The sequence below is a fragment of the Methyloceanibacter caenitepidi genome (assembly GCF_000828475.1).
GTDB classification, from domain to species: Bacteria; Pseudomonadota; Alphaproteobacteria; order Rhizobiales; family Methyloligellaceae; genus Methyloceanibacter; species Methyloceanibacter caenitepidi.
The window spans coordinates 1,908,833-1,932,706 of record NZ_AP014648.1 but is presented as its reverse complement, the minus strand read 5'-3'; the positions used below and the strand labels follow the sequence as shown (position 1 = coordinate 1,932,706).

23 protein-coding genes are annotated in these 23,874 nt (G+C 63.4%); 4 read left to right on the top strand and 19 right to left on the bottom strand.

Annotated features, from left to right (window positions below; all coding sequences use genetic code 11):
- The first annotated feature begins 2 nt into the window (after positions 1-2).
- Positions 3-752 carry an ion transporter gene (locus tag GL4_RS08910; protein ID WP_045369840.1) on the top strand — a complete coding sequence of 250 codons (750 nt, stop codon included), beginning with the start codon at positions 3-5 and terminating at the stop codon, positions 750-752.
- Between the two features lie 12 nt (positions 753-764).
- Here the strand turns inward: GL4_RS08910 and GL4_RS08905 are convergent, their stop codons facing one another.
- On the bottom strand, positions 765-1,526 hold the full coding sequence (locus tag GL4_RS08905; protein WP_156137476.1) for a hypothetical protein: 762 nt from the start codon (positions 1,524-1,526) through the stop codon (positions 765-767).
- 244 nt (positions 1,527-1,770) lie between these two features.
- On the opposite strand from GL4_RS08905, the gene trmFO reads away from it, so the two are divergent.
- Positions 1,771-3,201, top strand: coding sequence for a methylenetetrahydrofolate--tRNA-(uracil(54)-C(5))-methyltransferase (FADH(2)-oxidizing) TrmFO (trmFO, locus tag GL4_RS08900; protein ID WP_045366764.1), 1,431 nt, complete (start codon positions 1,771-1,773; stop codon positions 3,199-3,201).
- 3 nt (positions 3,202-3,204) lie between these two features.
- On the opposite strand, the gene GL4_RS08895 is transcribed toward trmFO, so the two are convergent.
- From GL4_RS08895 to yajC, 4 genes are read right to left on the bottom strand one after another with little or no spacing between them, the layout of a single operon-like run.
- Positions 3,205-4,020: a phytoene/squalene synthase family protein gene (locus GL4_RS08895; protein ID WP_045369839.1), complete on the bottom strand. Its 816-nt coding sequence runs from the start codon at positions 4,018-4,020 to the stop codon at positions 3,205-3,207.
- A gap of 52 nt (positions 4,021-4,072) precedes the next feature.
- Positions 4,073-5,041 carry a protein translocase subunit SecF gene (secF, locus tag GL4_RS18020; RefSeq protein WP_045366762.1) on the bottom strand — a complete coding sequence of 323 codons (969 nt, stop codon included), beginning with the start codon at positions 5,039-5,041 and terminating at the stop codon, positions 4,073-4,075.
- Positions 5,042-5,052: 11 nt separating this feature from the next.
- Complete coding sequence (secD, locus tag GL4_RS18015; protein WP_045366760.1) at positions 5,053-6,666, bottom strand: protein translocase subunit SecD; 1,614 nt, start codon at positions 6,664-6,666, stop codon at positions 5,053-5,055.
- A 48-nt stretch (positions 6,667-6,714) separates the two neighbouring features.
- Positions 6,715-7,062 carry a preprotein translocase subunit YajC gene (yajC, locus tag GL4_RS08880; protein ID WP_045366758.1) on the bottom strand — a complete coding sequence of 116 codons (348 nt, stop codon included), beginning with the start codon at positions 7,060-7,062 and terminating at the stop codon, positions 6,715-6,717.
- 139 nt (positions 7,063-7,201) lie between these two features.
- Here yajC and GL4_RS08875 point away from each other — a divergent pair, with 139 nt between their 5' ends.
- Positions 7,202-8,059, top strand: coding sequence for an ATP-binding protein (locus GL4_RS08875; protein WP_045366757.1), 858 nt, complete (start codon positions 7,202-7,204; stop codon positions 8,057-8,059).
- Between the two features lie 26 nt (positions 8,060-8,085).
- Here the strand turns inward: GL4_RS08875 and GL4_RS08870 are convergent, their stop codons facing one another.
- The 14 genes from GL4_RS08870 to GL4_RS08805 form a co-directional block, all read right to left on the bottom strand.
- Positions 8,086-9,204: a M23 family metallopeptidase gene (locus GL4_RS08870; RefSeq protein WP_172653327.1), complete on the bottom strand. Its 1,119-nt coding sequence runs from the start codon at positions 9,202-9,204 to the stop codon at positions 8,086-8,088.
- A gap of 129 nt (positions 9,205-9,333) precedes the next feature.
- A complete protein-coding gene (locus GL4_RS08865) occupies positions 9,334-9,942 on the bottom strand; it encodes a protein-L-isoaspartate(D-aspartate) O-methyltransferase (RefSeq protein WP_045366755.1) in 609 nt (202 codons plus the stop codon).
- Positions 9,943-10,065: 123 nt separating this feature from the next.
- Positions 10,066-10,839 carry a 5'/3'-nucleotidase SurE gene (gene surE, locus GL4_RS08860; protein WP_045366754.1) on the bottom strand — a complete coding sequence of 258 codons (774 nt, stop codon included), beginning with the start codon at positions 10,837-10,839 and terminating at the stop codon, positions 10,066-10,068.
- A 47-nt stretch (positions 10,840-10,886) separates the two neighbouring features.
- Positions 10,887-12,182, bottom strand: a complete 1,296-nt coding sequence (gene serS / locus GL4_RS08855) for a serine--tRNA ligase (RefSeq protein ID WP_045366753.1) — start codon at positions 12,180-12,182, stop codon at positions 10,887-10,889.
- Between the two features lie 107 nt (positions 12,183-12,289).
- Positions 12,290-13,084, bottom strand: a complete 795-nt coding sequence (gene tatC / locus GL4_RS08850) for a twin-arginine translocase subunit TatC (protein WP_045369838.1) — start codon at positions 13,082-13,084, stop codon at positions 12,290-12,292.
- A gap of 32 nt (positions 13,085-13,116) precedes the next feature.
- Positions 13,117-13,623 carry a Sec-independent protein translocase protein TatB gene (gene tatB, locus GL4_RS08845; RefSeq protein WP_052464277.1) on the bottom strand — a complete coding sequence of 169 codons (507 nt, stop codon included), beginning with the start codon at positions 13,621-13,623 and terminating at the stop codon, positions 13,117-13,119.
- A 63-nt stretch (positions 13,624-13,686) separates the two neighbouring features.
- Positions 13,687-13,914, bottom strand: a complete 228-nt coding sequence (tatA, locus tag GL4_RS08840) for a twin-arginine translocase TatA/TatE family subunit (RefSeq protein WP_045366752.1) — start codon at positions 13,912-13,914, stop codon at positions 13,687-13,689.
- Positions 13,915-14,036: 122 nt separating this feature from the next.
- Positions 14,037-15,164, bottom strand: coding sequence for an ABC transporter ATP-binding protein (locus GL4_RS08835; RefSeq protein ID WP_045366751.1), 1,128 nt, complete (start codon positions 15,162-15,164; stop codon positions 14,037-14,039).
- Positions 15,165-15,240: 76 nt separating this feature from the next.
- The gene (scpB, locus tag GL4_RS08830; RefSeq protein WP_045369835.1) at positions 15,241-15,963 is read right to left on the bottom strand and encodes an SMC-Scp complex subunit ScpB; all 723 of its coding nucleotides are present in this window, start codon (positions 15,961-15,963) and stop codon (positions 15,241-15,243) included.
- Positions 15,964-16,386: 423 nt separating this feature from the next.
- A complete protein-coding gene (locus GL4_RS08825) occupies positions 16,387-17,244 on the bottom strand; it encodes a segregation and condensation protein A (RefSeq protein WP_082025583.1) in 858 nt (285 codons plus the stop codon).
- Positions 17,241-18,290 (bottom strand): beta-N-acetylhexosaminidase, encoded by a 1,050-nt coding sequence (gene nagZ / locus GL4_RS08820; RefSeq protein ID WP_045366750.1) that lies wholly within the window; start codon positions 18,288-18,290, stop codon positions 17,241-17,243. The genes GL4_RS08825 and nagZ overlap by 4 nt, the downstream gene beginning before the upstream one ends.
- Before the next feature lie 51 nt (positions 18,291-18,341).
- Positions 18,342-20,066, bottom strand: a complete 1,725-nt coding sequence (locus GL4_RS08815; RefSeq protein ID WP_045366749.1) for an SPOR domain-containing protein — start codon at positions 20,064-20,066, stop codon at positions 18,342-18,344.
- Positions 20,067-20,357: 291 nt separating this feature from the next.
- Positions 20,358-22,115 (bottom strand): arginine--tRNA ligase, encoded by a 1,758-nt coding sequence (argS, locus tag GL4_RS08810; RefSeq protein ID WP_045366748.1) that lies wholly within the window; start codon positions 22,113-22,115, stop codon positions 20,358-20,360.
- Between the two features lie 82 nt (positions 22,116-22,197).
- Positions 22,198-23,406, bottom strand: a complete 1,209-nt coding sequence (locus GL4_RS08805) for a deoxyguanosinetriphosphate triphosphohydrolase (RefSeq protein ID WP_045366745.1) — start codon at positions 23,404-23,406, stop codon at positions 22,198-22,200.
- Positions 23,407-23,504: 98 nt separating this feature from the next.
- Here GL4_RS08805 and erpA point away from each other — a divergent pair, with 98 nt between their 5' ends.
- Entirely contained in the window at positions 23,505-23,837 is a 333-nt protein-coding gene (gene erpA / locus GL4_RS08800; RefSeq protein ID WP_045366743.1) for an iron-sulfur cluster insertion protein ErpA, read from the top strand.
- Positions 23,838-23,874: the final 37 nt, after the last annotated feature.

Below are 23,874 nucleotides of genomic sequence, written 5' to 3'. Positions count from 1 at the left end.
GAATGCGGCTGCTCTATCACGGTCACAGCCGGGCGGCCCATCGATTTCGGTACGGCATCGTCGTCTTCGATCTGATCACCATCGCCTTTATCATTGCCACTTCGTTCACGCCCGACGCACCTTGGATCGAGTATCTCGATGTGTGTTTCGGTGTTCTCATCCTAATCGAATTCTGCGCCCGCCTTTGGGTTAGCCCGCACCCTGCCCGTGACTTCACACATTTCTCCACCTGGGCGGATATCGTCGCCATCCTATCGTTCTTGGCGCCAATCGTCGGCGAAGGCCTTGGCTTCCTGCGCGTTCTGCGAACGGTCCGCCTACTGCACACCTACCAACTTCTGTCGAACTTGCGCGTTGATTTCCCCTTCTTCCGCCGCAACGAAGAGACGGTCGTTGCCGTCATCAACATCATCGTCTTCCTGTTCATTACGACGGGCCTTGTCTACGAGACGCAGCACTATCGCAATCCGGCGATCGGCAATTATGTCGACGCCCTGTATTTTACGGTGACTACGCTCACGACGACCGGCTTTGGAGACATCACGCTCGAGGGCTCGTTTGGCCGGCTGATTGCCGTCTCGATCATGATCTTCGGGGTGACGCTATTCTTGCGCCTGCTGCAGACGCTCTTGCGGCCGCAGAAAGTGCGCTACCCCTGCCCAGGCTGTGGATTGCAGCGGCACGAAGTGGATGCCGTTCACTGCAAAGCATGCGGTGAGAAACTCAACATTCCAGACGAGGGACGCTTCTAGCGCACCGAGCCGTTAGGCTGTCCGCTGCACTTCGCAGCGCCAATGCTCCGCATGCTGGGTAAATGTGGACAGCACGGCATCGAACGTCGCGTCTTCCGCCTCGGCGCTTCCGCGGGTCGTCTGCACGATCTCGAACACGCCGCGATAATCGTGATAGCCCTGCAGGTCTTCGTGCCGGGCCCACCACAGATCGCCCATCAGAAAGAAGCGAACCCAGGAGAACAGGCAGTCGGTCCAATCCTCCAGGTAGGATTTCAACCGTAGGCTCGGGCACGACAACACTGTCGTGCCGTACTCCTCTGTGATCTTGACCAGACGTCCGTCGAGGAAGTGGTGTTCCGGACACTCGATAAACACGAAGCTCATGCGATCATCGTGCGGGTATAGCCCCCGCGGGTCGAACAGCCGGAAGTCGATGCCATGCAGCCGAACCGCATCGAGCACGATGTGCTTCGTGTGCCCATCCTTTCCGGTGCGGATCGGGAGGCCCGCTTCACTGGCTCGCGCAAGCAGCGTTTCCGGATGATCGGTGATGTCCGACGACACCAGGATCTCGCCTTGCCGCGTCTCGTCGATCAATTCGATATTTGGGCGTTTGCAGCGTTTGGCGCGCGGCAGCGCATCTTCTTCCCCGACGACCGTCAGGTGCGGTCGTTCGGTGGGGCGCAAATAGCCGTCGCTCAAGCGCGCGAGCCGATGCAGACAGTCCAAGAGACGCGCGCGCGCATCCGTGCTTCGGCAATTGCCTTTCCAGACTACGGTAACCGATGACATGATGACGCGACGTCTCCCACAAAGCTCAAATTTGCCGAAATTGCCCGCTTTCGGCATTGGCTAATTGCACCCTGCGACGCCCTGGCACGACAAGCAAGAACGTCCGGCAAATAAGGTTTCCGGCCACTTCACAGGATAGATCGAATGAGCGCGAGACCGTGAACGGCCCCTCAACGCCGCCTACGGGCCATTTTTCCCGGCCAAAACGCTTGAAACAGACGGGCTGGCGGGACTAGCTACGCCAATGACGACAGCAACGACAGAGACAGTTCATGTGATCGGCGGCGGGCTTGCGGGCAGCGAAGCGGCCTGGCAGCTCGCGAAGGCCGGTGTGCCCGTCACTCTCCACGAAATGCGGCCCGAGCGTCAGACCGAGGCCCACAAGACGGACGGGCTGGCCGAGCTCGTCTGCTCGAATTCCTTCCGCTCCGACGACTTCGAAGCCAACGCCGTGGGACTCCTCCATGAGGAGATGCGCCGGGCCGGGTCGATCGTCATGGCCTCGGCGGACGCCCACAAGCTGCCGGCCGGTGGCGCACTCGCTGTCGACCGCGACGGGTTTTCCACGGCCGTCACCGAGGCATTGGAAAACCACCCTCTGGTAGAGATCGTCCGTGGTGAGATCGCCGGCCTGCCCACGGAAGAATGGCGTAGCGTGATCGTCGCGACAGGTCCTTTGACGTCCGAGCCCCTCGCCAAGGCGATCGATAACCTGACGGGCGAGGAGGAACTGGCGTTCTTCGATGCCATCGCGCCGATCGTGCATTTCGAGTCCATCGACATGGATGTGTGCTGGCGCCAGTCCAGGTACGACAAGGTCGGCCCCGGTGGAACGGGCGCAGACTACATCAACTGTCCCCTCGACAAGGCGCAGTACGACGCTTTCATTGCGGCGCTCCTCGCCGGCGAGAAAACGGAGTTCAAGGACTTCGAGAAGACGCCCTATTTCGAAGGCTGCCTGCCAATCGAGGTGATGGCGGAGCGCGGCGCCGACACGCTGCGTTACGGACCGTTGAAGCCCGTCGGCCTCACCAACGCCCATCGCCCTGAAGAGAAACCCTACGCGGTCATCCAACTTCGTCAGGACAACGCGCTCGGCACGTTGTGGAACATGGTCGGCTTCCAGACCAAGCTGAAATATGCCGAGCAGGTGCGCGTGTTCCGCATGATCCCAGGCCTCGAGAACGCCGAGTTCGCGCGGCTCGGCGGGCTGCACCGCAATACGTTCCTGAACAGTCCCGTCCTGCTCGACGGCAGCTTGCGTCTCAAGGCGCGGCCAAGCCTGCGCTTTGCCGGCCAAGTCACCGGGGTCGAAGGCTATGTGGAGTCCGCGGCGATAGGCCTGATCGCCGGGCGCTTCGCCGCGGCCGAATGGCTGGGACAGGCCGTGACGCCGCCGCCGCCCACGACCGCACTGGGGGCCCTGCTTACCCACATCACCGGCGGGCATTTGAGTGTCGAAAGCGAGAGCGGCAGCCGCAGTTTCCAACCCATGAACGTGAATTTCGGTCTGTTTCCGCCCATCACCGCGCCGCGCCAACCCAAGACGAAGGAACCGCGCGCGGACGGACGGCGCCAAACCAAGGCGCTCGCGCGCAAGAACGCGATGTCGGCACGCGCGCTCGCGGATTTGGAAAGCTGGCTGGGCGAGGCACGTTCCGTCGCCGCGGAGTAGTCCCTACCGCGCCCGCATGAGACACCAAAGGCGCGTGAGCGGATTGATGCGCGCGATGTCGTGGAGCGGATCTTTCACCTTGGCGAGCGCCTTGAGATAAGGCTCCACGAGGGCGAGCGGCAGATAGGCCGTCTGGCCTGCCGCATCGAGCCCCGTCCCTTTCATACCCGCGCCACGCAAGTGGAAGCGCGCCTCTTGCAGAGACGCCCGCGCCTCCTCACGCATATCGCCAAGGAGCGCAATCAGTCCAGGCGTCGTGTTGCCGCCGAAGATGTCGGCGGGTGCCGTTCCGGCTTTCTCCAGTGCATCCGCGGCAAGATAGGTCCGGCCCTTGGCGGCCAGCGCAGGCAGGCTGCGCATGACCCGCACCCGCCCATAGGCTTGGCCTGCGGCCTGCGCGATGAGGCTCTGGTTCTCTCCTTCCGCGCCGACGATTTCCGCGGCAAGCGCGAATAGCCCCCCAGTCGTATCGAACAGATAGGCGTCTAATGTGCGCGTGTCCGGCATGACGGTCTCGCCGATATCGAAGCTGCGCGCATCGATCAGCCCGGCTATCCGTTCCCGCGAGAGGTTGCGGCGCGCCAGGACATCGCCGAAGGCATCCGCCACGGGATGGCCTGTTGCCTCGCCTGCTTCGGCCCGCTCGAGGGCGTCGCGCCACCATTGGAGCCTTATAGCGCCGAGGCCCGGTTCACTGACCTGCTCTGCTATGCGGGCCAATTCGCCGTTGAGCGCAAAGAGTGCGAAGAGATCGTCCCGAACCGAAGCTGGTGCGAAGAGCGCGGCGATGGCGCGGTCGGGATCAGCCTTACGGGCCATCCGCTGGACCGTCGCGTCTCGCTCCCGCTCCTTCACCTCATGGCCTCAAAGCTTACGCGCCGGCCGCGGCCTCTGCATCGCCCTTCTCCGTCTTGCCCTTGGCCGAACTCGTGCTTCCGGAAAACGCCTCGCGTTGCACGCCGAGGATGAGCTGCATGGGCGATGCGACGAAGATCGACGAATAGGCCCCCACGACGATGCCGAAGCACATGGCGACGGCAAATCCGTAAATTGCCTCGCCGCCGAAGAACAGGAAGGGCAGCATCGCAAGCAAAGTTGTGACGTGGGTGAGAATGGCGCGCGACAGCATCTCGTTGATCGAGCGATCCAGCAACTCCACGAGTGGCATACGCTTGTACTTCCGCAGATTCTCGCGAATCCGGTCGAAGATGACGACCTTATCGTTCAGCGAGTAACCGATGATGGTGAGGATCGCCGCGATACTCGAGACGTTGAACTCGAGCTGCAGCAGCGCATAAAGGCCGATCGTTGCGGTGACGTCGTGCACCAGCGAGGCGATAGCGGCGACGGCGAACTGCCATTCGAACCGGAACCACACATAGATCAAGATGCCGATCATCGCGACGACGACCGCCAGCGTGCCGCCGGCGATCAGCTCGGAGGAAATCGTCGGCCCCACGATCTCGGTACGGCGATAGGTGACGCTGTCTCCAAGCGCCTCCTTGACCTTCGCGATCGAGGCTTGCTGCTCTTCCTCGGTGGGCTGCGAGGCGATGCGGATCAGCACTTCGTCCGGCGCGCCAAACTCCTGGATCTGAACCTCGCCGAGCCCGAGACCGCTGATCTTCCCGCGGATATCGGCAAGCTTCGCCGGATTCTCCTTGGTCTGCACCTCGATCAGCGTGCCGCCCTGGAAATCGATGCCCATGTTAAGCCCGACCGTCGCGACGAGCACGAGAGGCACGACCGTGAGAAAAGCCGAAACGAACCAGCTGATCGCACGTTGACTGACGAAATCGATCTTGGTGTCGGGCGGAACGAATGTGATGCCGCGAAACATGAGTGCTTCCTCTAAAGCGGGAGTTCTTTGGGCCGCTTCCAACGCAGCCAAGCCGCAACCAGCATGCGTGTCACCGTCACGGCAGTGAACATCGATGCGAGAATGCCGATCGTGAGCGTCACAGCAAAGCCGCGGACGGGACCGGAGCCGAGCCAGAACAGCACGAGCACCGCGATCAGCGTCGTGACGTTCGAGTCGATGATGGCGATGAGCGCGCGCGAATAGCCCGAATCGACGGCCGCGATCGGTGATTTCCCTGCCCGGATCTCTTCGCGAATGCGCTCATTGATGAGCACGTTCGCATCGACCGCGATGCCGATTACGAGCACGATACCCGCGATACCGGGCAGCGTCAGCGTGGCGCCCATGAGCGACAGCACAGCGAAGATCAGCGCCACGTTCACCAGCAGGGCGATATTGGCGAAGGCGCCGAACAGCCCGTAGGCAGCAAACATGAACAGCACGACCAGAACCATCCCGGCGATGGCGGCCTTCTGGCCGCTATCGATGGAGTCGGCGCCGAGACTCGCGCCCACGGTCCGCTCTTCGATCACGCTCAGCTTGGCCGGCAGCGCGCCGGAACGCAGCAGGACCGACAAATCGTTCGCTTCCTGGACAGTGAAGTTGCCGCTGATCTGGCCAGAACCGCCTAGAATAGGCTCACGGATGACGGGAGCGGAGATGACCTTGTTATCGAGGATGATGGCGAAGGGCAGACCCACATTGTCCTGGGTCGCGCGGCCAAAGCGTTTCGCGCCCGCCGCATCGAACCGGAAATTCACCACGGGCTCGCCGTTACGGGCATCGAAGCCCGGCTGAGAGTCGACGAGGTTTTCGCCGCTTACCAGGACCCGGTCCTTCAGCACGTACGGGATCGGCGGCTCGTCCTCGGAATAGAGCAGCTCGTCGCCTGGCGGGACCTTCTTGGTCATCGCGATCTCCGCCGCGTTCACGGAAGGATCAACGAGCTTGAATTCGAGCTTACCGGTCTCGCCGATCAAGCCCTTGAGGCGCTGCACGTCCGAGACGCCCGGCACCTGTACCAGAATGCGGTCCCGCCCTTCCCGCTGGATGCTGGGCTCGGTCGTTCCGAACGCGTCCACGCGGCGGCGGATGGTCTCGATCGAGGCCTGGATCGCCGAGCTGATGCGCTCGTTCAAGCCGACTTCCGTAGCCGTCAGCGTGATCTGGTCGCCGCTCTTCGCGATGTCCATATCGTTGCCGGAGAAGCCGCCGAACACATCGTTCCCGACCGGCGCCACGAGCTTCCTCAGCTCGCTATAGGCCTTGTCGACGTCCTCGGGCTTGCGGATCCGGACCGAGACCGAGCGATCCGCGGAATTCATTTCGAGATCGATATAGCCGATGCGATTGCTGCGTAGGGTCTCACGCACATCACCGCGGATCGTGTCGAGCCAATCGTCTACAAGCTCCGTTTCGTCGATGCGGTAAAGCAGATGCGCTCCGCCCTGAAGATCGAGGCCAAGATTGACCTGCTTGTGAGGAACCCAGCTCGGCAGGCCCTGTAAGGCGGAAGACGGAAACAGATTGGGAGCTGCGAAGATGAAGCCGGCGAGCACGATGGCGCCGACGAGTATCACCTTCCATTTTTGGAAATGCAGCATAGCCGGATTTGTAACTCCAGGTCAGTCGACGGTTCTTTGCTTCGGGCTCTACTCGGCCGTCTTGGATTCGGATTTGGCCGGGGTCGCACCCTCCCCCTTGCCGCGCACTTCGGAGATCGACGTCCGCAGGACCTTGATCCGAACGCCGTCGGCCACCTCGACCTGCAACTCGGCATCGTCGGCCTTGGTGACCTTGCCAATGATTCCACCGGACGTCACGACCGTATCGCCCCGGCGGAGCGCCTCGATCATCGCCCGATGTTCCTTCATCCGCTTCTGCTGCGGCCGGATCATCAGGAAATACATGATGCCGATGATGAGAATGGTCGGGATGAGCAGGCTGTTGAGAGCCTCCAAACCGCCACCACCCGCCTGCGCATAGGCAAAACCACTCATTGCTCGTCTCTCCCGGTTGGCTTAAGGATGGCCGGAATTGGCCGATTTGGCATGTCTCGCAAGCGTTTGTGCGAGCAGGCTCCAGCGCGCGATTGTGCGCGACTATACTGAGCTTGCCCGCCTTTGCAACGGTGCCCTTATGAACTTTCAGGAACCGATTTCGGGGGTTTTGGAGCGCCTCGCGCGCGCCCTGGAGCGGCTCGGACCAGCCGCGCCCGCCGACCCGGATTTCTCTCACGCGGGCGCATTTCTGTTTCAAGCGGAAACAGCCAGTTTTGTGCCGGTTCCCAAGGTCAATTACGTGCCGCTCCCCCTTCTCAAGGGCGTCGATCGCAACAAGGACCTCTTGTTCGCGAATACGGAACGCTTCGCGCGCGGGCTACCCGCCAACAACGCGCTCCTTTGGGGCGCGCGCGGCATGGGCAAGAGCTCTTTGATCAAGGCCACCCATGCGGCACTGAACCAAACCCACCCGAATCTCAAGCTGATCGAGATTCACAGGGAAGACATCGCCGCCCTGCCCCGGGTCCTCGGCCTTTTACGCGCCGCGCCCGAAAACCGTTTCATCCTGTTTTGCGACGATCTCTCCTTCGAGGCCGTCGACAACTCTTACAAATCGCTCAAGGCAGTGCTGGAAGGCGGCATCGAAGGCCGCCCCGCCAATGTCGTCCTCTACGCCACATCGAACCGGCGTCACCTGATGCCGCGCGAGATGATGGAGAACGAATCCTCGACCGCCATCAATCCGGGCGAAGCCGTGGAGGAGAAGGTCTCGCTCTCGGACCGGTTCGGGCTTTGGATCGGGTTTCACCACTGCAGCCAGGACGATTATCTCGCCATGGTTCGCGGCTACGCGGACCATTACGGGCTCGAAGCGCCGGACCTCGACATCGACCGCGAGGCTCTGGAATGGGCGACAACGCGCGGCAGCCGTTCGGGCCGCGTCGCCTGGCAGTTCATTCAGGATTTGGCGGGCCGCCTCGGCAAGACCCTGTAGACAAGACGCTGTAGCGCAGCCTCGCGCTAATCGGCCTGCGCCGCCATGCTGCTCATGTACTGGGTCGGGTCCACGGGACGCGAGCCTTTGCGCAGTTCGAAGTGAACCTGCGGCTGGCTGACGGAACCGCTGGTCCCTGCCTTGGCGATCACCTGGCCGCGCGAGACCTTGTCGCCGCGCTTCACCAAGAGCTGCTCGTTGTTGGCGTAGGCCGAAACCCAGTTGTTGGCATGGCGCACCAGGACGAGGTTGCCGTAGCCTTTCAGCTCGCTCCCCGAATAGGCCACGACGCCGTTCTCGGCGGCCTTCACGGGCGTGCCTTGCGGTACCGAGATGTCGACACCGTCGTTGTGTCCGCCGTCAGGTTTGGTGCCGAAGCCGGAAATGATGCGTCCCTTGACCGGCCAGCGGAAGCTGTTGCCGGAAAGCGGATCGGGCGTCGGAAGTTGGCCGTTGCTCGTCACGCTTGTTCCGGACGCCGCCGGAGCGCTCTGCGCTGCAGCGCCATCCGCCGGTGCCGAAATCGTGGTCGTGCTGACCTTACGCGTCGCCGGCATGGCCGGCATCGCCGGAACGGCCGGCCCGTTCGAGGTTTGAGCCGAGGCTTGATCCACTGGCGCGGCCGGTGGCGCGACGGGCGCGGGTTGCGCAACCGGAGCCACTGGCGTGCTCGATGCGGTGCGCGTCGCCCCGGCCATGTTCGCGCCGGGCATGACCAACACCTGCCCCGGCCTTAGCCGGGCATCGGCGAGATTGTTCGCGGATTGGATCGTTCCGATCGAAACGCCATAGCGTTGCGACAGGCTCGAGAGCGTATCGCCCTGCTGCACGGTCACGCGCGGACCGGAGGCGTAGGACGCGCTCGGAGCCGGCGCGGAGGTCTGTGAGCCGTAATAGCGGGTCTGGCTCGGCGTGTAGGCGGCCGTGCGCTGGGGCGCCGGCGCATTGTAGCTGCCCTGCTGGAAGCCACCCTGCGGCGGTATGGATGACGTTGTGGAGTAATCGACAGTGTTGGGATCGCCCATGCCGAGCATGGGATAGTTGAAGCGGGTAGAGTCGTCGCTGCAACCCGCGACGCCAATCGCTGTCCCCAGCACCAAAACGGCGCACGAAATCCCCCGGACGAACTCCGGCTTATATGCCACGCGCATACTTCGCTGGCCCCCACGCAATACTCAATGAGGTCAGTTAAGCCCCTGGCCAGTAAACAAGGCTTTAAGGAGCCGCCGGCGGACGCTCGAAAGTTCGACCAAGGGCAGCTTCGCGCCGTAGATCTAATCGCGCTTCACGCGTCCATGCACGAGCGGCACGAAGCGTACGGGCAAAAGCGGCGTCTCGACGAGGCCCTCGGGCGTCTTGTCGATCTGCACGAGCTGCTGCGTGTCGCGGTTTTCTCCCAGCGGAATGATCATCCGTCCGCCGTCTTTCAGCTGGTCGAGCAACGCAGCGGGCGCATCGAGCGCGGCAGCCGTAACAATGATGCGGTCGAACGGCGCTTGCGGCGGCCAGCCGAGCCAGCCGTCGCCGATGATCGTGGTGACGTTGGTGATCTTCAGTTCGGCGAGCCGGGCCTCGGCCGCCTTCTGCAATTCGCGCCAGCGCTCGACAGTGTAAACGCGACGGCAAAGCTGGGACAGGATCGCCGCCTGGTAGCCGGACCCCGTCCCGATCTCCAGCACCTTTTGGGTTGGATTGAGATCCAGCTTTTCGGTCATGAAGGCGACCACGAACGGCTGAGAGATCGTCTGCCCGCACTCGATGGGGAGCGCAATGTCCTGATAGGCGTGCTCGGAGAAAGCCTCGTCCACGAACAGCTCGCGCGGGATGCGCTCGATGGCGCGCAAGACGTCGGCATCGCGAATGCCGCGCCGCCGGAGCTGCATGATCAGCCCGATCTGGTTTTGCGCGTCCGTATCCAGGGTCCACCTCCTCCCGGGACGGGTCTCACGGTCAGTATCGGCCGATTCTTGCCTCTCCGGGTAAGCACTAGCACGGCTGGATGAGGACTATTTATCCTTTTCTTCCAAGACGGAAGCCAAGTCCGGTAGCGCGCCGTGGTCGGTGAAGTCGAGGCAAAGCGGCGTGACGGAAATCAGGTTGGAGCGAACCGCCCACAGGTCCGAGCCCTTCGGCGGGTTGGGCCCGCGCTTGGCGATCCCGATCCAGTAATAGGCCTTGCCGCGCGTATCCATGCGGTCGTCGATATCGAGTAATGCGGTGTCACGGAACCCTTGCACGGTTACCGCCACCCCCTTCACCTTGTCCGGCGCGCAATCGGGGAAGTTCACGTTGATCACCGATCCCGTCGGCCAGCCTGCGTCGAGCAGCTTCCGCACGAGGCCCGCGCCATGGACCATGGGCGTATCCCAAGGCGGCACACCGTGATCGTAATTGCTGATCGCTTGGCTCATGGCGATGGACGGGATGCCGAGCAGCGAGCCCTCGATGGCGCCGGCGACGGTCCCGGAATAATTCACGTCATCCGCGAGGTTCTGACCGCGATTGACGCCGGACAGCACGAGATCGGGCGGCTGATCCTTCAGGAGATAACGCACGCCCATGATTACGCAGTCGGTCGGCGTACCCTTAACCGCATAGCGGCGCTTGCCGAGTTCGCGCATGCGTAAAGGTTCGGCAAGGGTCAGCGAGTGGGAAGCACCGCTATTGTCCGTCTCCGGCGCAACCACCCAGACATCGTCCGTGAGGTCCGTGGCGATCTTCTCCAGCACGTCCAGACCGGCCGCTTCGACGCCATCGTCATTGGTAATCAGGATGCGCATTCTTCGAGTCGTTTCCGGTGCTTTGCCTGCCTTGCTGCGACCTTGATTCACGCCGGTGCTTCGATCTTGGTGAGCCCGCCCATATAAGGCTGCAAGACCTCCGGCACGCGGACGCTGCCGTCGGCTTCCTGGTAGTTCTCCAGCACGGCGATGAGCGCGCGGCCCACGGCGACGCCGGACCCGTTCAACGTATGCACGAGGCGCGCCTGCTTGGAGTCCTTCGGGCGATACCGCGCATTCATGCGGCGGGCCTGGAAGTCGCCGCAGACCGAGCAGGACGAGATCTCGCGGTACATGTCCTGGCCCGGCAGCCAGACCTCGATGTCGTAGGTCTTCTGCGCGGAGAAACCCATGTCGCCGGTCGAGAGAACGATCACGCGATAAGGCAGCCCGAGCTTCTGCAGCACGGTCTCGGCGCATTGGGTCATGCGCTCATGCTCTTCAGTTGATTGTTCGGGCGTCGTCACCGAGACCAGCTCGACCTTCGTGAATTGATGCTGGCGGATCATGCCGCGTGTATCGCGCCCCGCTGCGCCCGCCTCTGCCCGGAAGCACGGCGTGCCCGCAGTGACACGCATGGGGAGGCTCGCCTCGTCGGCGATGTCCTCGCGCGCCAGGTTCGTCAGCGGCACTTCGGCGGTCGGAATGAGCCAATACCCGTCGCCTGCAGGAAACTGATCTTCCTCGAACTTCGGCAATTGGGCCGTGCCGAACATGGTGTCGTCGCGCACCAAGAGCGGCGGATTCACTTCCGTGTAGCCGTGCTGATCCGTGTGCAGGTCGAGCATGAATTGTGAGAGTGCGCGTTCGAGCCGGGCCAGCCGCCCCTTCAGCACCACGAAGCGGGAACCGGACAGCTTGGCCGCCGTCTCGAAATCCATGAGGCCGAGCGCCTCGCCAATCTCGAAATGCTGCTTGGGCGCAAACTCGAAGCTCGGAACGTCGCCGACTTTGCGCAGTTCGACATTGGCGGCCTCGTCGGGGCCCACGGGCACATCATCCGCCGGCATGTTGGGGATGCCGGCCAAGAGATCGCGCAAGGCCTGATCCTGGGCCCGCTCGTCTTCCTCGCCCTTCTGGATCGTCTCTTTCAGCCCTGCGACCTCGTCCATCAGGCGCTGGGCTTCGGCCTCGTTCTTGTCCTTCTTGGCCTTGCCGATGTCCTTGGAGACCGCATTGCGGCGCGCCTGGAGGTCCTGCAATTGCTGAATCGTTTCGCGGCGTTGCGAATCGAGGGTCAGAATCTGATTCAAAATCTCGGCCGGCGCGGGCTCGAAATACCGCTTCTCAAGCCCGGCCACGAAGGCGTCGGGGTTCTCGCGTATCCATTTGACGTCAAGCACGGGTGAAGTCTCTTTCGGCTGATCGGCGCATTACAGGGTTCCGCCCCCGTATAAGGCCCCTATCCTGCCTTGTCAGCCGGACTTATGGGCAAGCTAGGGCGCTTGCCCTAAGACGACGGTGCCGTGGATGGCGCCTCAGCCGCCGCCCGCTTCTTCTCCACCATGCGTACGGCGATGATCGAGATCTCGTAGAGAAGCAGCGTGGGCACCGCCAGAGCCACCTGGCTGACCGGGTCCGGCGGGGTCAGCACCGCGGCCACGACAAACACGCCGAGAATGGCGTGGCGCCGGTAGTGCTTCAACGTGCCGGAACCGACCAGCCCTGCCCGCGCCAGCAGCGTGAGTAGAACCGGCAGCTGGAAGCAGATGCCGAAACCGATAATCAGCATCATGATCAGGGACAGGTACTCGCTGACTTTCGCAGTCAGCAGGATCTGAACCCCGCTGTCGCCGGTCTCCTGCATCGACAGGAAGAACGTCATGGCGAGCGGCATGGCCACGAAATAGACGAGCGCGGCGCCGATCAGGAATAGGATGGGGGTCGCGATCAGGAACGGCAGAAACGCCTTACGTTCGCTGCGATAGAGGCCCGGCGCCACGAACATGTAGAGCTGTGAGGCAATCACCGGGAAGGCGATGAAAATGGCGCCGAACAGGGCGAGCTTGACCTGGGTGAAGAAGAATTCCTGGGGCGCCGTGTAGATCAGCTCGATGGGTGCATCGACGCCTGCGGCCCAGCGATACGGCCACAGCAGCAGATTGTAGATGGGTTTGGCGAACCAGAAGCACACGAGGAATGCGACGAAGGTCGCGGCGAGCGCCCATAAGAGCCGCCGTCTCAGCTCGATCAGATGATCGATGAGCGGCGCCTTGCTGTCGTTGATGTCTTCTTCGTCGCTCACGGCATTTTCATCGGTAACAGCTTTTTCGTCGGTCACGGCTTGGGCTCGCCGCTGTCGCCGGCCTGTGCTGCCTTCTTGGCCGCGCCGGACTTCTTGGCCGGCGCCTTCTTCTTTGCAGGGGCCTTCTTTGCCGGGGTCTTCTTCGCAGTAGTCTTCTTGGCCGGTGTTTTCTTCGTCGCCGCCTGCTTGGCCGGCGGCTCGGGCAGCGCGGGTTCTTTGGCCGTCGTCTCAGGCGGTGTCACGAAATCGGTTTCGACGGGCGCCGAAGGGCCTCTCATCAGCGGCTTGCCGATCGGCTGGTTGAGGTCCGGCGCCGGTCCCATATTGGCGCGGATCGCCTCGAGGTTCTTCCGGACCTCGTCCGCTTCGCTCTCTGCAATGGCCTCGTTGAACTGGCGCTGGAAATCAGCAGCCGCGCGCCGCGCCTTGCCGACATAGAAGCCGACCGTGCGCATGAGCTTGGGTAGGTCCTTCGGGCCGACCACCACGATCGCCACGATGGCGACCACCAACAGTTCCGACCAACCAATGTCCAGCATGGGCTTGATGCACGTGTCGCGAGGGCGCGCGCGGACCGGTCCGGCCTCGCGAAAGCGCCGCGCCTAGCTCGATTTCTGCTTTTCGGTCTTGTGCGCCTTCGACGGCGGCACCGGGCTCTCGTGTTGGATGACCTTGGCGTCCTCGGCATCCTTCTCGTCGTCGGCAAGTCCCGACTTAAAGCTCTTGATGCCCTTCGCAACGTCACCCATCAGGTCGGAGATCTTGCCCCGGCCGAAAAGCAGTACGAACAGAAGCAGGACGATCAGAATCTGCCACCAACTTGGTCCCATAACGACCTCCGTGGCCGTCTCCTGGTGCGGAGATCACGCCATACGTTTCAACGATTTGGCCGCACTATGGCAGCAAAGAACCCCGCACCGCAAGCAGCGGTCCGGGAGCCCAAATTGGGCGCTTAGTCGTCCTGCCCAGCGAAGATGAGCACCGCGCTTTCGTCGACACCGACACCGAGTTCCGTACCGCGCACAGGCATGTCCGCTTCACGCACACGCACGAGGACGGGCGCCGCGACGCCGTCCACGGCGATCTCGAGCAGCCCCACATCGCCGAGGAAGCGCGAGTCCAGTACGCGCCCTGGCGTTCCTTGCCCCGCCTCGAGCAGACGAATTCCCCCTTGCCGCACGCACACGATCACGCTCGTGCCGTCTTCGAAGTCCGGCGCCGCGAAAGTGCCGAGCGGCGTTTCCGCCCGTCCGCCTTGCACGCGTGCCGGCAACTCGTTCAGATCGGAGAATGTGCGGGCGGCGAAAATGTCCTTGGGCGTGCGATATAGGTCCAGCGGCGGGCCCATCTGCACGACACGGCCCTCGCGCATCAGGGCGATGACGTCGCCCATGCGCATGGCCTCTTCCGCGTCATGGGTGACGACGATACAGGTTGCGCGCGACTCCCGGATGATCGCCAGGGTCTCTTCGCGCATGCTCTCGCGCAGTTGCGAGTCCAACCCTGAGAACGGCTCGTCCATGAGGATAACGCCCGGACGCGGCGCAATGGCGCGGGCGAGCGCCACGCGTTGCTGCTGACCGCCAGACAGGATGTGCGGATACTCGTTCTCGTAGTGGGCGAGACCGACGCGCTCTAGCGCCGCGTGCGCTTCCGCCCTTGCTTCCTGTTTCGTCAGCGCGCGCAGGCCGAAGGCGACGTTGTCCAGGATCGTGAGATGCGGAAACAGGGCGAAGTCCTGAAACATGAGCCCCACACCGCGCTTCTCGGGCGGCACGAAGCGATCGGGCCCCGCCACCTCATCGCCTTCTAGCCGAATGACGCCGCTGGTCGGCGCCTCCACGCCGGCGATGATCCGAAGCAGAGTCGTCTTACCGCAGCCCGAGGGCCCGAGCAGGCAGAGAATCTTGCTTGGCTCTACCTCTAGCGTGACATCCTTGAGCGCGAAGGACTGGCCGTAGCGGCGGGAAACATGATCGACGCCGAGACGAGCCGCGAAGGTGACGGCGGCTTTCCCCCGTCCGGTCCGGAGCGGGCCGTTGGCGCCACCCCCGGCCCGAGCCTTGAATACGTTGAGCATTGCAATGGTCTACGCGACCCGAAGCCGGATACGCAACGCTTCAATGCAGCGCTGCGGCGTCACGGCCAAGCGTCGCCTAGTCGCTCTGCTCAGTCTCGGCAGGCTCGTCCTCTGCGAGAACGTCGTCGTCGTCGGCGCCCAGCGGCTCCTCGCCCTCTTCGTCGTCGAGCGGGTCCTCGTCCTCACGGAGTTCGGGGGCATCGTCCGGGCTCGGCATCGAGAAGCCCGGCGGCAGGTTCGAATCCAGGAGGCCGGCCCCCTTGAGTTCCCGCAGTCCCGGAAGATCCTGAATCTGTTCGAATCCGAAATGCTCCAGGAAGTCGTCCGTGGTGCCGTAGGTCACGGGCCGGCCCGGCGCCCGGCGGCGGCCTCTGAGCTTGACCCACCCGGTCTCCAGGAGCACGTCCAGCGTCCCCTTCGACGTCGAGACGCCGCGAATTTCTTCGATCTCGGCCCGGGTGACGGGCTGGTGGTAGGCAATGATCGCCAAGGTCTCCAGCGCCGCGCGCGACAGACGCCGCTGTGCGACGGCTTGGCGCTCCAGGAGGTAGGAAAGGTCGTCCGCCGTCCGGAAGGCCCACTTCCCGGCCACGCGGACGAGATTGACGCCGCGCCCGGCATAGAGCCCCTGGAGCTCCTCCAAGAGCGCCTGAACGTCCTCTTCGGCTCCGAAGTGGAGAGCCAGTTCCTTCTCCTTCAGGGGCTCCTTGGCCGCGAACAGGAGGGCCTCGATGATGCGCAGCTTCTCCCGCCGGTCAGCCGACGGCAGCGCCATCACGTTGGACGGCAGTGGCAGCATCGGCGCATCCGCGCCCTGCTCATCCCTTTCTGCCGTCACGTCAGTTACCCTTTCCGCTTGCTTTGCCGACATTTGCGCCCCCGCGCCTTTAGTTATCACCGTCTTTTTCGCCTCCAAGTGCGACACATTCGTGGGATCTGCGCCCACCGTTTTCAAAACCTCATCGAATTGCTGGAGCGTCGCTTCGCTCTCGCGAAGGGTGTGCGCGAAATCCGACAGGCCGTTCAGGACCTCTGCGAGCGTCGGCCCCCCAGTCTTCGCCGGGATCCTCCGGGAGACCTCCCGCTTGATCCGAGCGGACTTCGATGGCGACAGTTTGGGCTTCGACATAGCGCACCCCTTCGCGATTTTGAATTCCGTCGACGCTAACCCTCGCTAATCGGACTCCACCAACTCGATCGAACGGCGCCTGTCCGCCGCCCGCTAACCTGCTTCGCCTCGCCGGCGCACCAAAAGCGGCGCAAACGACTTCGCCTGGCGGATCTCCAGCGCCCCCTCGCGTGTCATCTCGAGGGTCGCCGTGAAACTGGATGCCAGCGCCGTACGCCTGATTTCGGGCTCGACCAAGAACTCCGCCAGAATCTGATCGAGCGGCGCCCAGTCGCAGGCCATGCCCAGGAGACGTTCCAGTTCGTCACGCGCTTCCTTCAACGACCAGACCGTCCGCTTCTCCATGTGCAGCGTTCGCACTGCATTTCGCTGGCGCTGCTGCGCGTAGGCCTTCAGGAGGTCGTAGACGTTGGCGTCGTACACGCTGGTACGCGTCACGCGAATGGGCTCCGGCTCCCCGCGCGGAAACACGTCCCGGCCAAGGCGCTTGCGGGTCATCAACTGCGCGGCCGCATCGCGCATGGCGTCGAGACGCTGCAGCCGGAAGGCGAGCATCGCCGCGAGTTCCTCGCCCGAGAGTTCGTCTTCGTTCGAAGGCTCCGGCGGCAGCAGCAGCTTCGACTTCAAGAACGTCAACCACGCGGCCATCACGAGATAGTCCGCGGCCAATTCCAGACGCAGGCGTTTGGCCTCGTCAATGAACTCGAGATATTGCCGGGCAAGATCGAGAACGGAAATCTTGGCGAGGTCCACTTTCTGTGTGCGCGCCATGGCCAGAAGAAGGTCGAGCGGGCCCTCGAAGCCCTCAACGTCCACGCGGAGCTTTTCGTCCTCGTCTGTGTCCTGCTCGGCGAATTCCCAGCTAGCGGCATCGGCTGCAACAGCCGCATGCGCCACTTCGGGTCCGCCGTCAGGGCCTTCCGTCTGATCCGTCTCGCCGTCTTCGGTCATACCTGCTCCGTCGGATCGGCACCTACTTCCGCAACGCGTATCGCGGCGGCTTCGTTCACCAGGGCCATCGCCTCGGCTTCATCGAACGGTTCGGGATCGTAGAGGCACGCGAACGCATTCTCGAACCGATCGAGCGACTCTCCGGCCAATTCCGGGGCCGCGCCTGCGACATCGACCATCTCGTCGAATTTGCCGCTGCAATGGAGCGCCACGTCGCATCCGGCCTCGATGACTGCATGGGTCAACTCCCCGGGTGTCCCCGAAAGCGCCTTCATGCAGATGTCGTCGGTCATGATCAAACCGGTCAGTCCCAATTGATCGCGAATCACTTCCTTCATTATAGCCGGAGACAGCGTCGCGGGGTTCCGCTCGTCATAGGCGGGTAACAGGACATGGGCCGTCATGGCCAAGGGCGCGTCCTGCAGTTCCCGGAAGGGCAGGAAGTCGACAGCCTCCAGGGCGTCGCGCGAAACATCGATATGGGGCAACGACTTATGGCTGTCGGCTAAAGCCCGCCCGTGGCCCGGCACATGCTTGATGACCGGCAAGACGCCCCCGGCCAGCATGCCGTTCATCACGGCACGGCCCAAGACCGCAACGGTCTGGGGATCTGTGGAAAAGGCCCTATCACCAATGATGTCGTGAGCGCCCGGATGGCGCACGTCGATACAGGGCGCGCAGTCCACGTTGATACCGAGGTCGTGGAGTTCCGCTGCCATCAAGCGCGCCGCCGCGAAAGCCGCGCGTCGCCCCGCAAATTCGTCTTTCGCATAGAGATCGCCGAACACCTGCGCGGGCGGCATCTCCCGCCAAAAAGGTGGGCGCAGCCGCTGGACGCGTCCGCCCTCCTGATCAATAAGAACGAGGACGTCCTCCGTCCCGACCGCTTGCTTGAAGTCGGAGACAAGCGCCTGGACCTGGCCAGGGTTCTCGACATTCCGCCTGAACAGAATGAGACCGCAGGGGCGCTCCGCTGCGAAAAGATCGCGCTCGGCGGTCGTCAGGGCCGTGGTCGCACACCCCGAGATGAAAGCCTTGAATGCCATGCTCCGGGGCTAGCCCCAGGACGCGTCACGGTCAAGCAGTCTGTGGCTGTCCTACTGCGCCATCACCAGGCAATCGCCATGGCCCTTGGCCTTCAGCTGGCCGCAAAGCCGGTAGGCGGCGTCCTTGTCGGCGAGAGGTCCGACCTGAAGCCGATACCACGTCCCTTTCGGTCCGAGATCGGTCTTGCGGACGAGCGGCTGATAGCTGCCGAGAAGGCTCGGATATTTCTGCTGAGCGTCGGCAAAGTTCGCCAGGGCATCGGTCTGGCTCTTGGTGGAGCCGAGCTGAACCACATAGGAAGACGATGCGTCCGGCGTGGCCGCTGTAGGCGCCGCGGCGGCCATCTGCTGCGGCGCGGCTGCCGGCTGCTGGATGGACGGAACCGGCATCATGTTCGGCTGCGCCATCATGCCGTTGGCCTGCGCGGCGGCGGCGTTTGCCTGAGCTGTAGCCTGATCGGCTGCCGCGGTGGCGGCGGGGGCCTCGACCGACCCGTCCGGATTGACAACCATTGTCTGAACCTTACGCGGGCCGCCCGTGTCGCCGGCGGGCCCGGCCGTGGCGACCGAATCCGGGAGACCGGCCGTGGCGGTTGCCGGCGGCAGCGCCGGTACGGCCACGTCTTCCTGACGCGGCACAAGACGCTCGGACTCAGGGCTAGCGCCGTTCGTCAAGCGGTCGTAAATCAGCTTGTTCTTGTGCGGAAACTCTTTGCCGCCCGGGGAGTCCGGCGCGGCCTTCACGGGAGAGGCGTCGGCCGTCACGATCGGCGCGTCACCGCTACCGATGGCACCGCCGCTCTGCTTGTAGGCGTACGCGAGCGCACCACCGAGGGCGATAGCGCCCAGGAGCGCGCTGGCGACCATGACGGTGCTGCGGCCCTTGAGGGTGCCCATGATCTTGGATTTGAGGCCCGTGTCCGCCGCGGCAATGCTGGCGTCCATGAAGTCCGCGTCACCGCTGTCGTCGAGAAAGTCCTGATGCCCACCCGGCATACCGGCGCCCGGATCGCCAAGCGGGATATGGGGCGGCTGCCCGTAATTGGGATCGAGCGTCTGCAACTGCCTGCTGGGATCGGCCGGCGGCACGTGGCCGTAAGGCGTCTCTTGACCGTACGACGCTTCTTGGCCGTACGACGCGTCATGGCCGTAAGACGCTTCTTGACCGTACGCGGCTTCCTGGCCGTAGGCGGCATCCTGCTGATGTCCGTATTGCGCATACATGGCTGCATCGTCAGCACCCGGCATGGGCTGCGCATAGGCTTCGGGCTGCTGCGGCTCGTAGGCGCCGGGATGCTGGTGTGAATAGGCTTCGGGCTGGTAGGCCTCAGATTGATGTCGCGCGGCATCGTAACCCGTAGGTTCAGCGTGATGGCCCGCGGTGGACGGGTCCGGGAACGAGGCGTCCTCTTCGGGGAAGCCGCCATCCGCCAGGTCCGCGTCTTCGACGCCGGCGCCGAGTTTGACGTCGCCGAAAATCGAATCCGGGAAGCCCGGATTAACGGAGCCGAAGTCCGGAAGCTCCCTGCTCTGCGTGCCGGTCTGCGGGGCCGTGGGCGCCGAATAGGCTTGAGGCTGCGGATGGGGCTGAGAATGATGCGGGGGAGGACCCGAAAAGGCCTGGGGGGGCTGCGGTGCCCGAGGCTGCCGCTGTGCCGGGTCGGCAAACGTCTGAGGTGGAGGGCTGAAGGCTGCGGGAGCCGGCTGCGGCGCGGCGGGCTGGGCAGGAGCTGCGGGCTGCGGTGCACCGCGTGTCACCGGCGTGAAGGACGGCATCTGCGCAAACGAAGGGCCACCATTTCCGAAAATGGACCGCTGTCCGGGATTTGGCTGACCTGGCCGGCCGGCTCCTTGAACCATAGAAGGTACCTCACTCTTTCCGGTGTTTGCCTGGCCTGTCCCCCACGATGGAACCCCAGGCGTGCTTGTCGCGTTCTGCCCTCGGGCGCTAACGCCCTCGGTCCAGTTTGAATCGAATGCGGAAGTTCCGCCATATTGGCGGCTAAACCCACCATCTTGCGTGGACATGGTTACTTCCCTCGAACCACCCCGCGCTCTCGCGCTACGCTAATGCAATTCTTGCAAAGCGTGAACGCCGAGGATCCCCAAACCCAACGCCAAGACCCGCTGTGTGGCTACCACAAGCGCAACACGGGCACGTGTTAACTCTCGGTCAGTTTGGTGAATAAAACGTAATTGTGGCAAGTCTTTGCCTCTGTTCCAGAGACCATGGAAGTCTCCAGCAAGATCGTAAAGATAGAACGCGATCCGATGGGGCTCGTGAGCCTCCGCAGCAGCTTCCACGATCCGCGGGAACTGGGCGATACGGCGGATGAGCGCGAGATCGCCTTCATCCGTCAACCGATCGAGGTCGGCTAAGGCCAATTGTTCTCCCTCCAGCGCAAGGTTCGGAAACGCCTCGGTAACATTGCGTTGGACTGAGCTTGCCCGGGCGTGAGCGTATTGGACGTAAAAAACCGGGTTATCCCGCGACTGCTCGGTGACTTTCGCGAAGTCGAAATCGAGCGGCGCATCGTTTTTCCGGTACAGCATCATGAACCGAACCGGGCCGGCGCCGACTTCGTCCACGACGTCCCGCAATGTCACGAACGTCCCCGCACGCTTGGACATCTTCACAGGCTCGCCGGCCCGAAACAACCGCACGAGCTGGCAAATCTTGACGTCGAGATCGGCCTGGCCGTCGGTCAGCGCCTTGAGCGCCGACTGCATGCGCTTGATGTGACCGCTGTGATCGGCCCCCCACACGTCGATCATCGACCTAAAGCCGCGTCTGAACTTATCGTAGTGATAGGCGATGTCGGCGGCAAAATAGGTATACGTCCCATCCGCCTTGACCAGAGGCCGGTCCTGATCGTCGCCGAACTCGCTCGCGCGGAACAGAAGCTGGATCCGGTCTTCCCAATCCTCGTCGACCTTGCCCTTAGGCGGCGGCAAGCGCCCCTCGTAGACAAGCCCCTTCGACGTCAGATCGGCGATGGTGTCGCCCACTTCGTCCTTGCCGTCGGTCATCGAGCGCTCGGAGAAGAATACGTCGTGACGGATGTCGAGCTGGGCCAGATCGTCCTCGATCATGCCAAGCATCGCCGTCAGGGCAAGATTCCGCACAGGCGGGAGCCATTCGGCTTCCGGCATGTCGAGCAGGTCGCGGCCGTGATTGCTCGCAAGTTTCTCGCCCACGGGCTTCAGATAGTCGCCGGGGTAAAGACCCTCGGGTATTTCGCCGATGTCCTCGCCGAGCGCCTCGCGGTAGCGCAGGAAGGCGGAACGCGCGAGCACGTCCACCTGCGCGCCCGCGTCGTTGACGTAGTACTCGCGTGTCACGTCGTAGCCGGCAAAGGCCAGAAGATTGGCGAGCGCGTCGCCGAACACGGCGCCGCGGCAATGGCCCACATGCATGGGCCCGGTCGGATTGGCGGACACGTACTCGACGTTGACCGCCTCGCCCTTGCCGATAGCGCTACGGCCGAAACTATCGCCCTGCTCCAGCACCATGCGGCACACGCTCGGCCAGAAGCTCTGTTTCAGCGTCATATTGATGAAGCCGGGTCCCGCGATCTCCACCTTCTCGATGAAGGGATCGGAGGCCAGTAAGGGAACGATCCGTTCGGCCAGCGCGCGCGGCGGAAGCTTCGCGGGCTTGGCCAACACCATGGCCGCGTTGGTCGCAAGGTCGCCATGGCTGGAATCCTTGGGAGACTCCAAGGTTATGCCGTCAACATTGGCGTCCTTCGGCACGATGCCGTCGTGTTTCAACTGCTGAACGGCCGCCAAAACGTGGCCGTGGAACCCAGAAAATACGTCCATGAATGCTCCGGAAAAACTCTTTAGCGCATGATCCTATCGGAAAACCGGCACCCACTTTTCCGGATCATGCGTGGGCGCGCGACTATCGCAAATCCGGTGTCGCGTCAAACAAGCGGCGGTGCTCGGCGATGGCGTAACGGTCTGTTTGCCCGGCAATGAAGTCGGCCACGTGACGGGCCGTGGCCCGGGGGTCGTCCCCGCGGGCCGCGTCGCGCCATTCGGGGGGCAACGCGCCTGGATCGTGCGTATAACGGTTGAACAGTTCCACGACGATGTCCTCCGCCGCGCCCATGATCCGCATCACGCGGGGGTGGCGATAGACGCGATCGAACAGGAAGGCATGAAGCTGTTCGAGTTCGGCCCGCATTGCCTCGGAAAACGCCACGGTCTCGCGTTTCGCCCCCCTCACACTGTCGGCCGTCTCCGCGGGCAGCGCGGCAATTCGCCGTCGGGTCTCCTCGAGCAGGTCGTCGACCATTGCGGTGATCAGGCGCCTCTTCAATTCGTACAGCCGGCGTGTCGGGTCGAGGCCCGGATAGGTCTCGTCCAGCGCATCCAGATAGCGCCGCGCCAAGGGGATGCCGGCAAGCTCGGCGAACGTGAAACAGTCCGCCCGGTAGCCGTCATCGATATCGTGGGCGTTGTAGGCAATGTCGTCGGCGAGCGCGGCTATCTGCGCCTCTATGGACGAGTAGGTGCCGAGTTCCAGGTCGTGCATCGCGCAATAGTCCAGGATGGGCTCCGGGACGGGCTTCCCCTCCCCGCCCAATGGACCGTTGTGCTTCACGAGCCCTTCGAGCGTCTCCCATGTCAGGTTCAGGCCGTCGAAGCCGCCATAGATCCGTTCGAGCTTCGTCACCACGCGCAAGGATTGGGCGTTGTGATCGAACCCGCCCGCATCGGCGATGGCCGCGTCGAGCGCCCGTTCGCCCGCGTGCCCAAACGGCGGATGCCCGAGATCATGGGCCAACGCGACCGCCTCGGTCAGATCCTCGTCAACGCGGAGCGCCCGCGCGATGCTGCGCGCAATCTGCGAGACTTCGAGGCTATGGGTGAGACGGGAGCGGTAGTGGTCGCCCTCGTGATAGATGAATACCTGCGTCTTGTGGTTCAGGCGGCGAAATGCGGTCGAGTGGAGGATGCGATCGCGATCGCGCGCGTAAGGACGGCGCGTGGCGCTCGGTTCTTCGGGAAGCCGGCGCCCCCGGCTCTTGCGCACGTCTTGAGCGTACGGCGCAAGACCGCCTTGGAACGCAGGCGCGGCCGCTTCCCGCGGCGCGTCAGACGCCATGGCGTCCCACTCTTCAGCCGCTCTATTTCCGGGTTCGTCAATTGACAATGCGGTTGGCCATTCCCATCATTAATCCATGAAGGAGTGGCTATCTGAAGATGTCCGAGCCGTCTATTACCATTAGTCCAAGCGCCGCCAAGCGCATCGTGGAACTTGTGAACGAGGACGAAAACGCGGAGCTTTTCCGCGTCAGCGTCGAGGGTGGCGGCTGCTCCGGTTTCCAATACCACTTTGAGCTGATCGAGAGCGCCGCGCCCGACGACATGCTCATCCAGCGTGACGGGGCCACGGTCGCCATCGATCCCACGTCGGTGCCGTTCATCGCGGGTTCCGAGATCGATTTCATCGACGAGTTGATCGGCGCGCAGTTCAAGATCAACAATCCCAACGCGACCGCCTCTTGCGGCTGCGGCACCAGCTTCTCGATCTAGCGCAAATCATCCCCAGCTTCGCACGCTCGCGGTTGCC

What these genes read in the sequence shown, in the direction of transcription:
- GL4_RS08905 (WP_156137476.1), bottom strand. Translation starts at nt 1,526, where the DNA reads ATGTCATCGGTTACCGTAGTCTGGAAAGGCAATTGCCGAAGCACGGAT.
- secD (WP_045366760.1), bottom strand. Translation starts at nt 6,666, where the DNA reads ATGCTGCATTTCCAAAAATGGAAGGTGATACTCGTCGGCGCCATCGTG.
- tatB (WP_052464277.1), bottom strand. Translation starts at nt 13,623, where the DNA reads ATGCTGGACATTGGTTGGTCGGAACTGTTGGTGGTCGCCATCGTGGCG.
- GL4_RS08815 (WP_045366749.1), bottom strand. Translation starts at nt 20,066, where the DNA reads ATGCCGTCCTTCACGCCGGTGACACGCGGTGCACCGCAGCCCGCAGCT.
- GL4_RS08865 (WP_045366755.1), bottom strand. Translation starts at nt 9,942, where the DNA reads ATGCAGCTCCGGCGGCGCGGCATTCGCGATGCCGACGTCTTGCGCGCC.
- erpA (WP_045366743.1), top strand. Translation starts at nt 23,505, where the DNA reads ATGTCCGAGCCGTCTATTACCATTAGTCCAAGCGCCGCCAAGCGCATC.
- secF (WP_045366762.1), bottom strand. Translation starts at nt 5,041, where the DNA reads ATGTTTCGCGGCATCACATTCGTTCCGCCCGACACCAAGATCGATTTC.
- GL4_RS08875 (WP_045366757.1), top strand. Translation starts at nt 7,202, where the DNA reads ATGAACTTTCAGGAACCGATTTCGGGGGTTTTGGAGCGCCTCGCGCGC.
- argS (WP_045366748.1), bottom strand. Translation starts at nt 22,115, where the DNA reads ATGGACGTATTTTCTGGGTTCCACGGCCACGTTTTGGCGGCCGTTCAG.
- GL4_RS08910 (WP_045369840.1), top strand. Translation starts at nt 3, where the DNA reads ATGCGGCTGCTCTATCACGGTCACAGCCGGGCGGCCCATCGATTTCGG.
- nagZ (WP_045366750.1), bottom strand. Translation starts at nt 18,290, where the DNA reads ATGGCATTCAAGGCTTTCATCTCGGGGTGTGCGACCACGGCCCTGACG.
- trmFO (WP_045366764.1), top strand. Translation starts at nt 1,771, where the DNA reads ATGACGACAGCAACGACAGAGACAGTTCATGTGATCGGCGGCGGGCTT.
- GL4_RS08835 (WP_045366751.1), bottom strand. Translation starts at nt 15,164, where the DNA reads ATGCTCAACGTATTCAAGGCTCGGGCCGGGGGTGGCGCCAACGGCCCG.
- yajC (WP_045366758.1), bottom strand. Translation starts at nt 7,062, where the DNA reads ATGAGTGGTTTTGCCTATGCGCAGGCGGGTGGTGGCGGTTTGGAGGCT.
- GL4_RS08895 (WP_045369839.1), bottom strand. Translation starts at nt 4,020, where the DNA reads ATGGCCCGTAAGGCTGATCCCGACCGCGCCATCGCCGCGCTCTTCGCA.
- scpB (WP_045369835.1), bottom strand. Translation starts at nt 15,963, where the DNA reads ATGCTGCCACTGCCGTCCAACGTGATGGCGCTGCCGTCGGCTGACCGG.
- surE (WP_045366754.1), bottom strand. Translation starts at nt 10,839, where the DNA reads ATGCGCATCCTGATTACCAATGACGATGGCGTCGAAGCGGCCGGTCTG.
- tatA (WP_045366752.1), bottom strand. Translation starts at nt 13,914, where the DNA reads ATGGGACCAAGTTGGTGGCAGATTCTGATCGTCCTGCTTCTGTTCGTA.
- GL4_RS08805 (WP_045366745.1), bottom strand. Translation starts at nt 23,406, where the DNA reads ATGGCGTCTGACGCGCCGCGGGAAGCGGCCGCGCCTGCGTTCCAAGGC.
- GL4_RS08825 (WP_082025583.1), bottom strand. Translation starts at nt 17,244, where the DNA reads ATGACCGAAGACGGCGAGACGGATCAGACGGAAGGCCCTGACGGCGGA.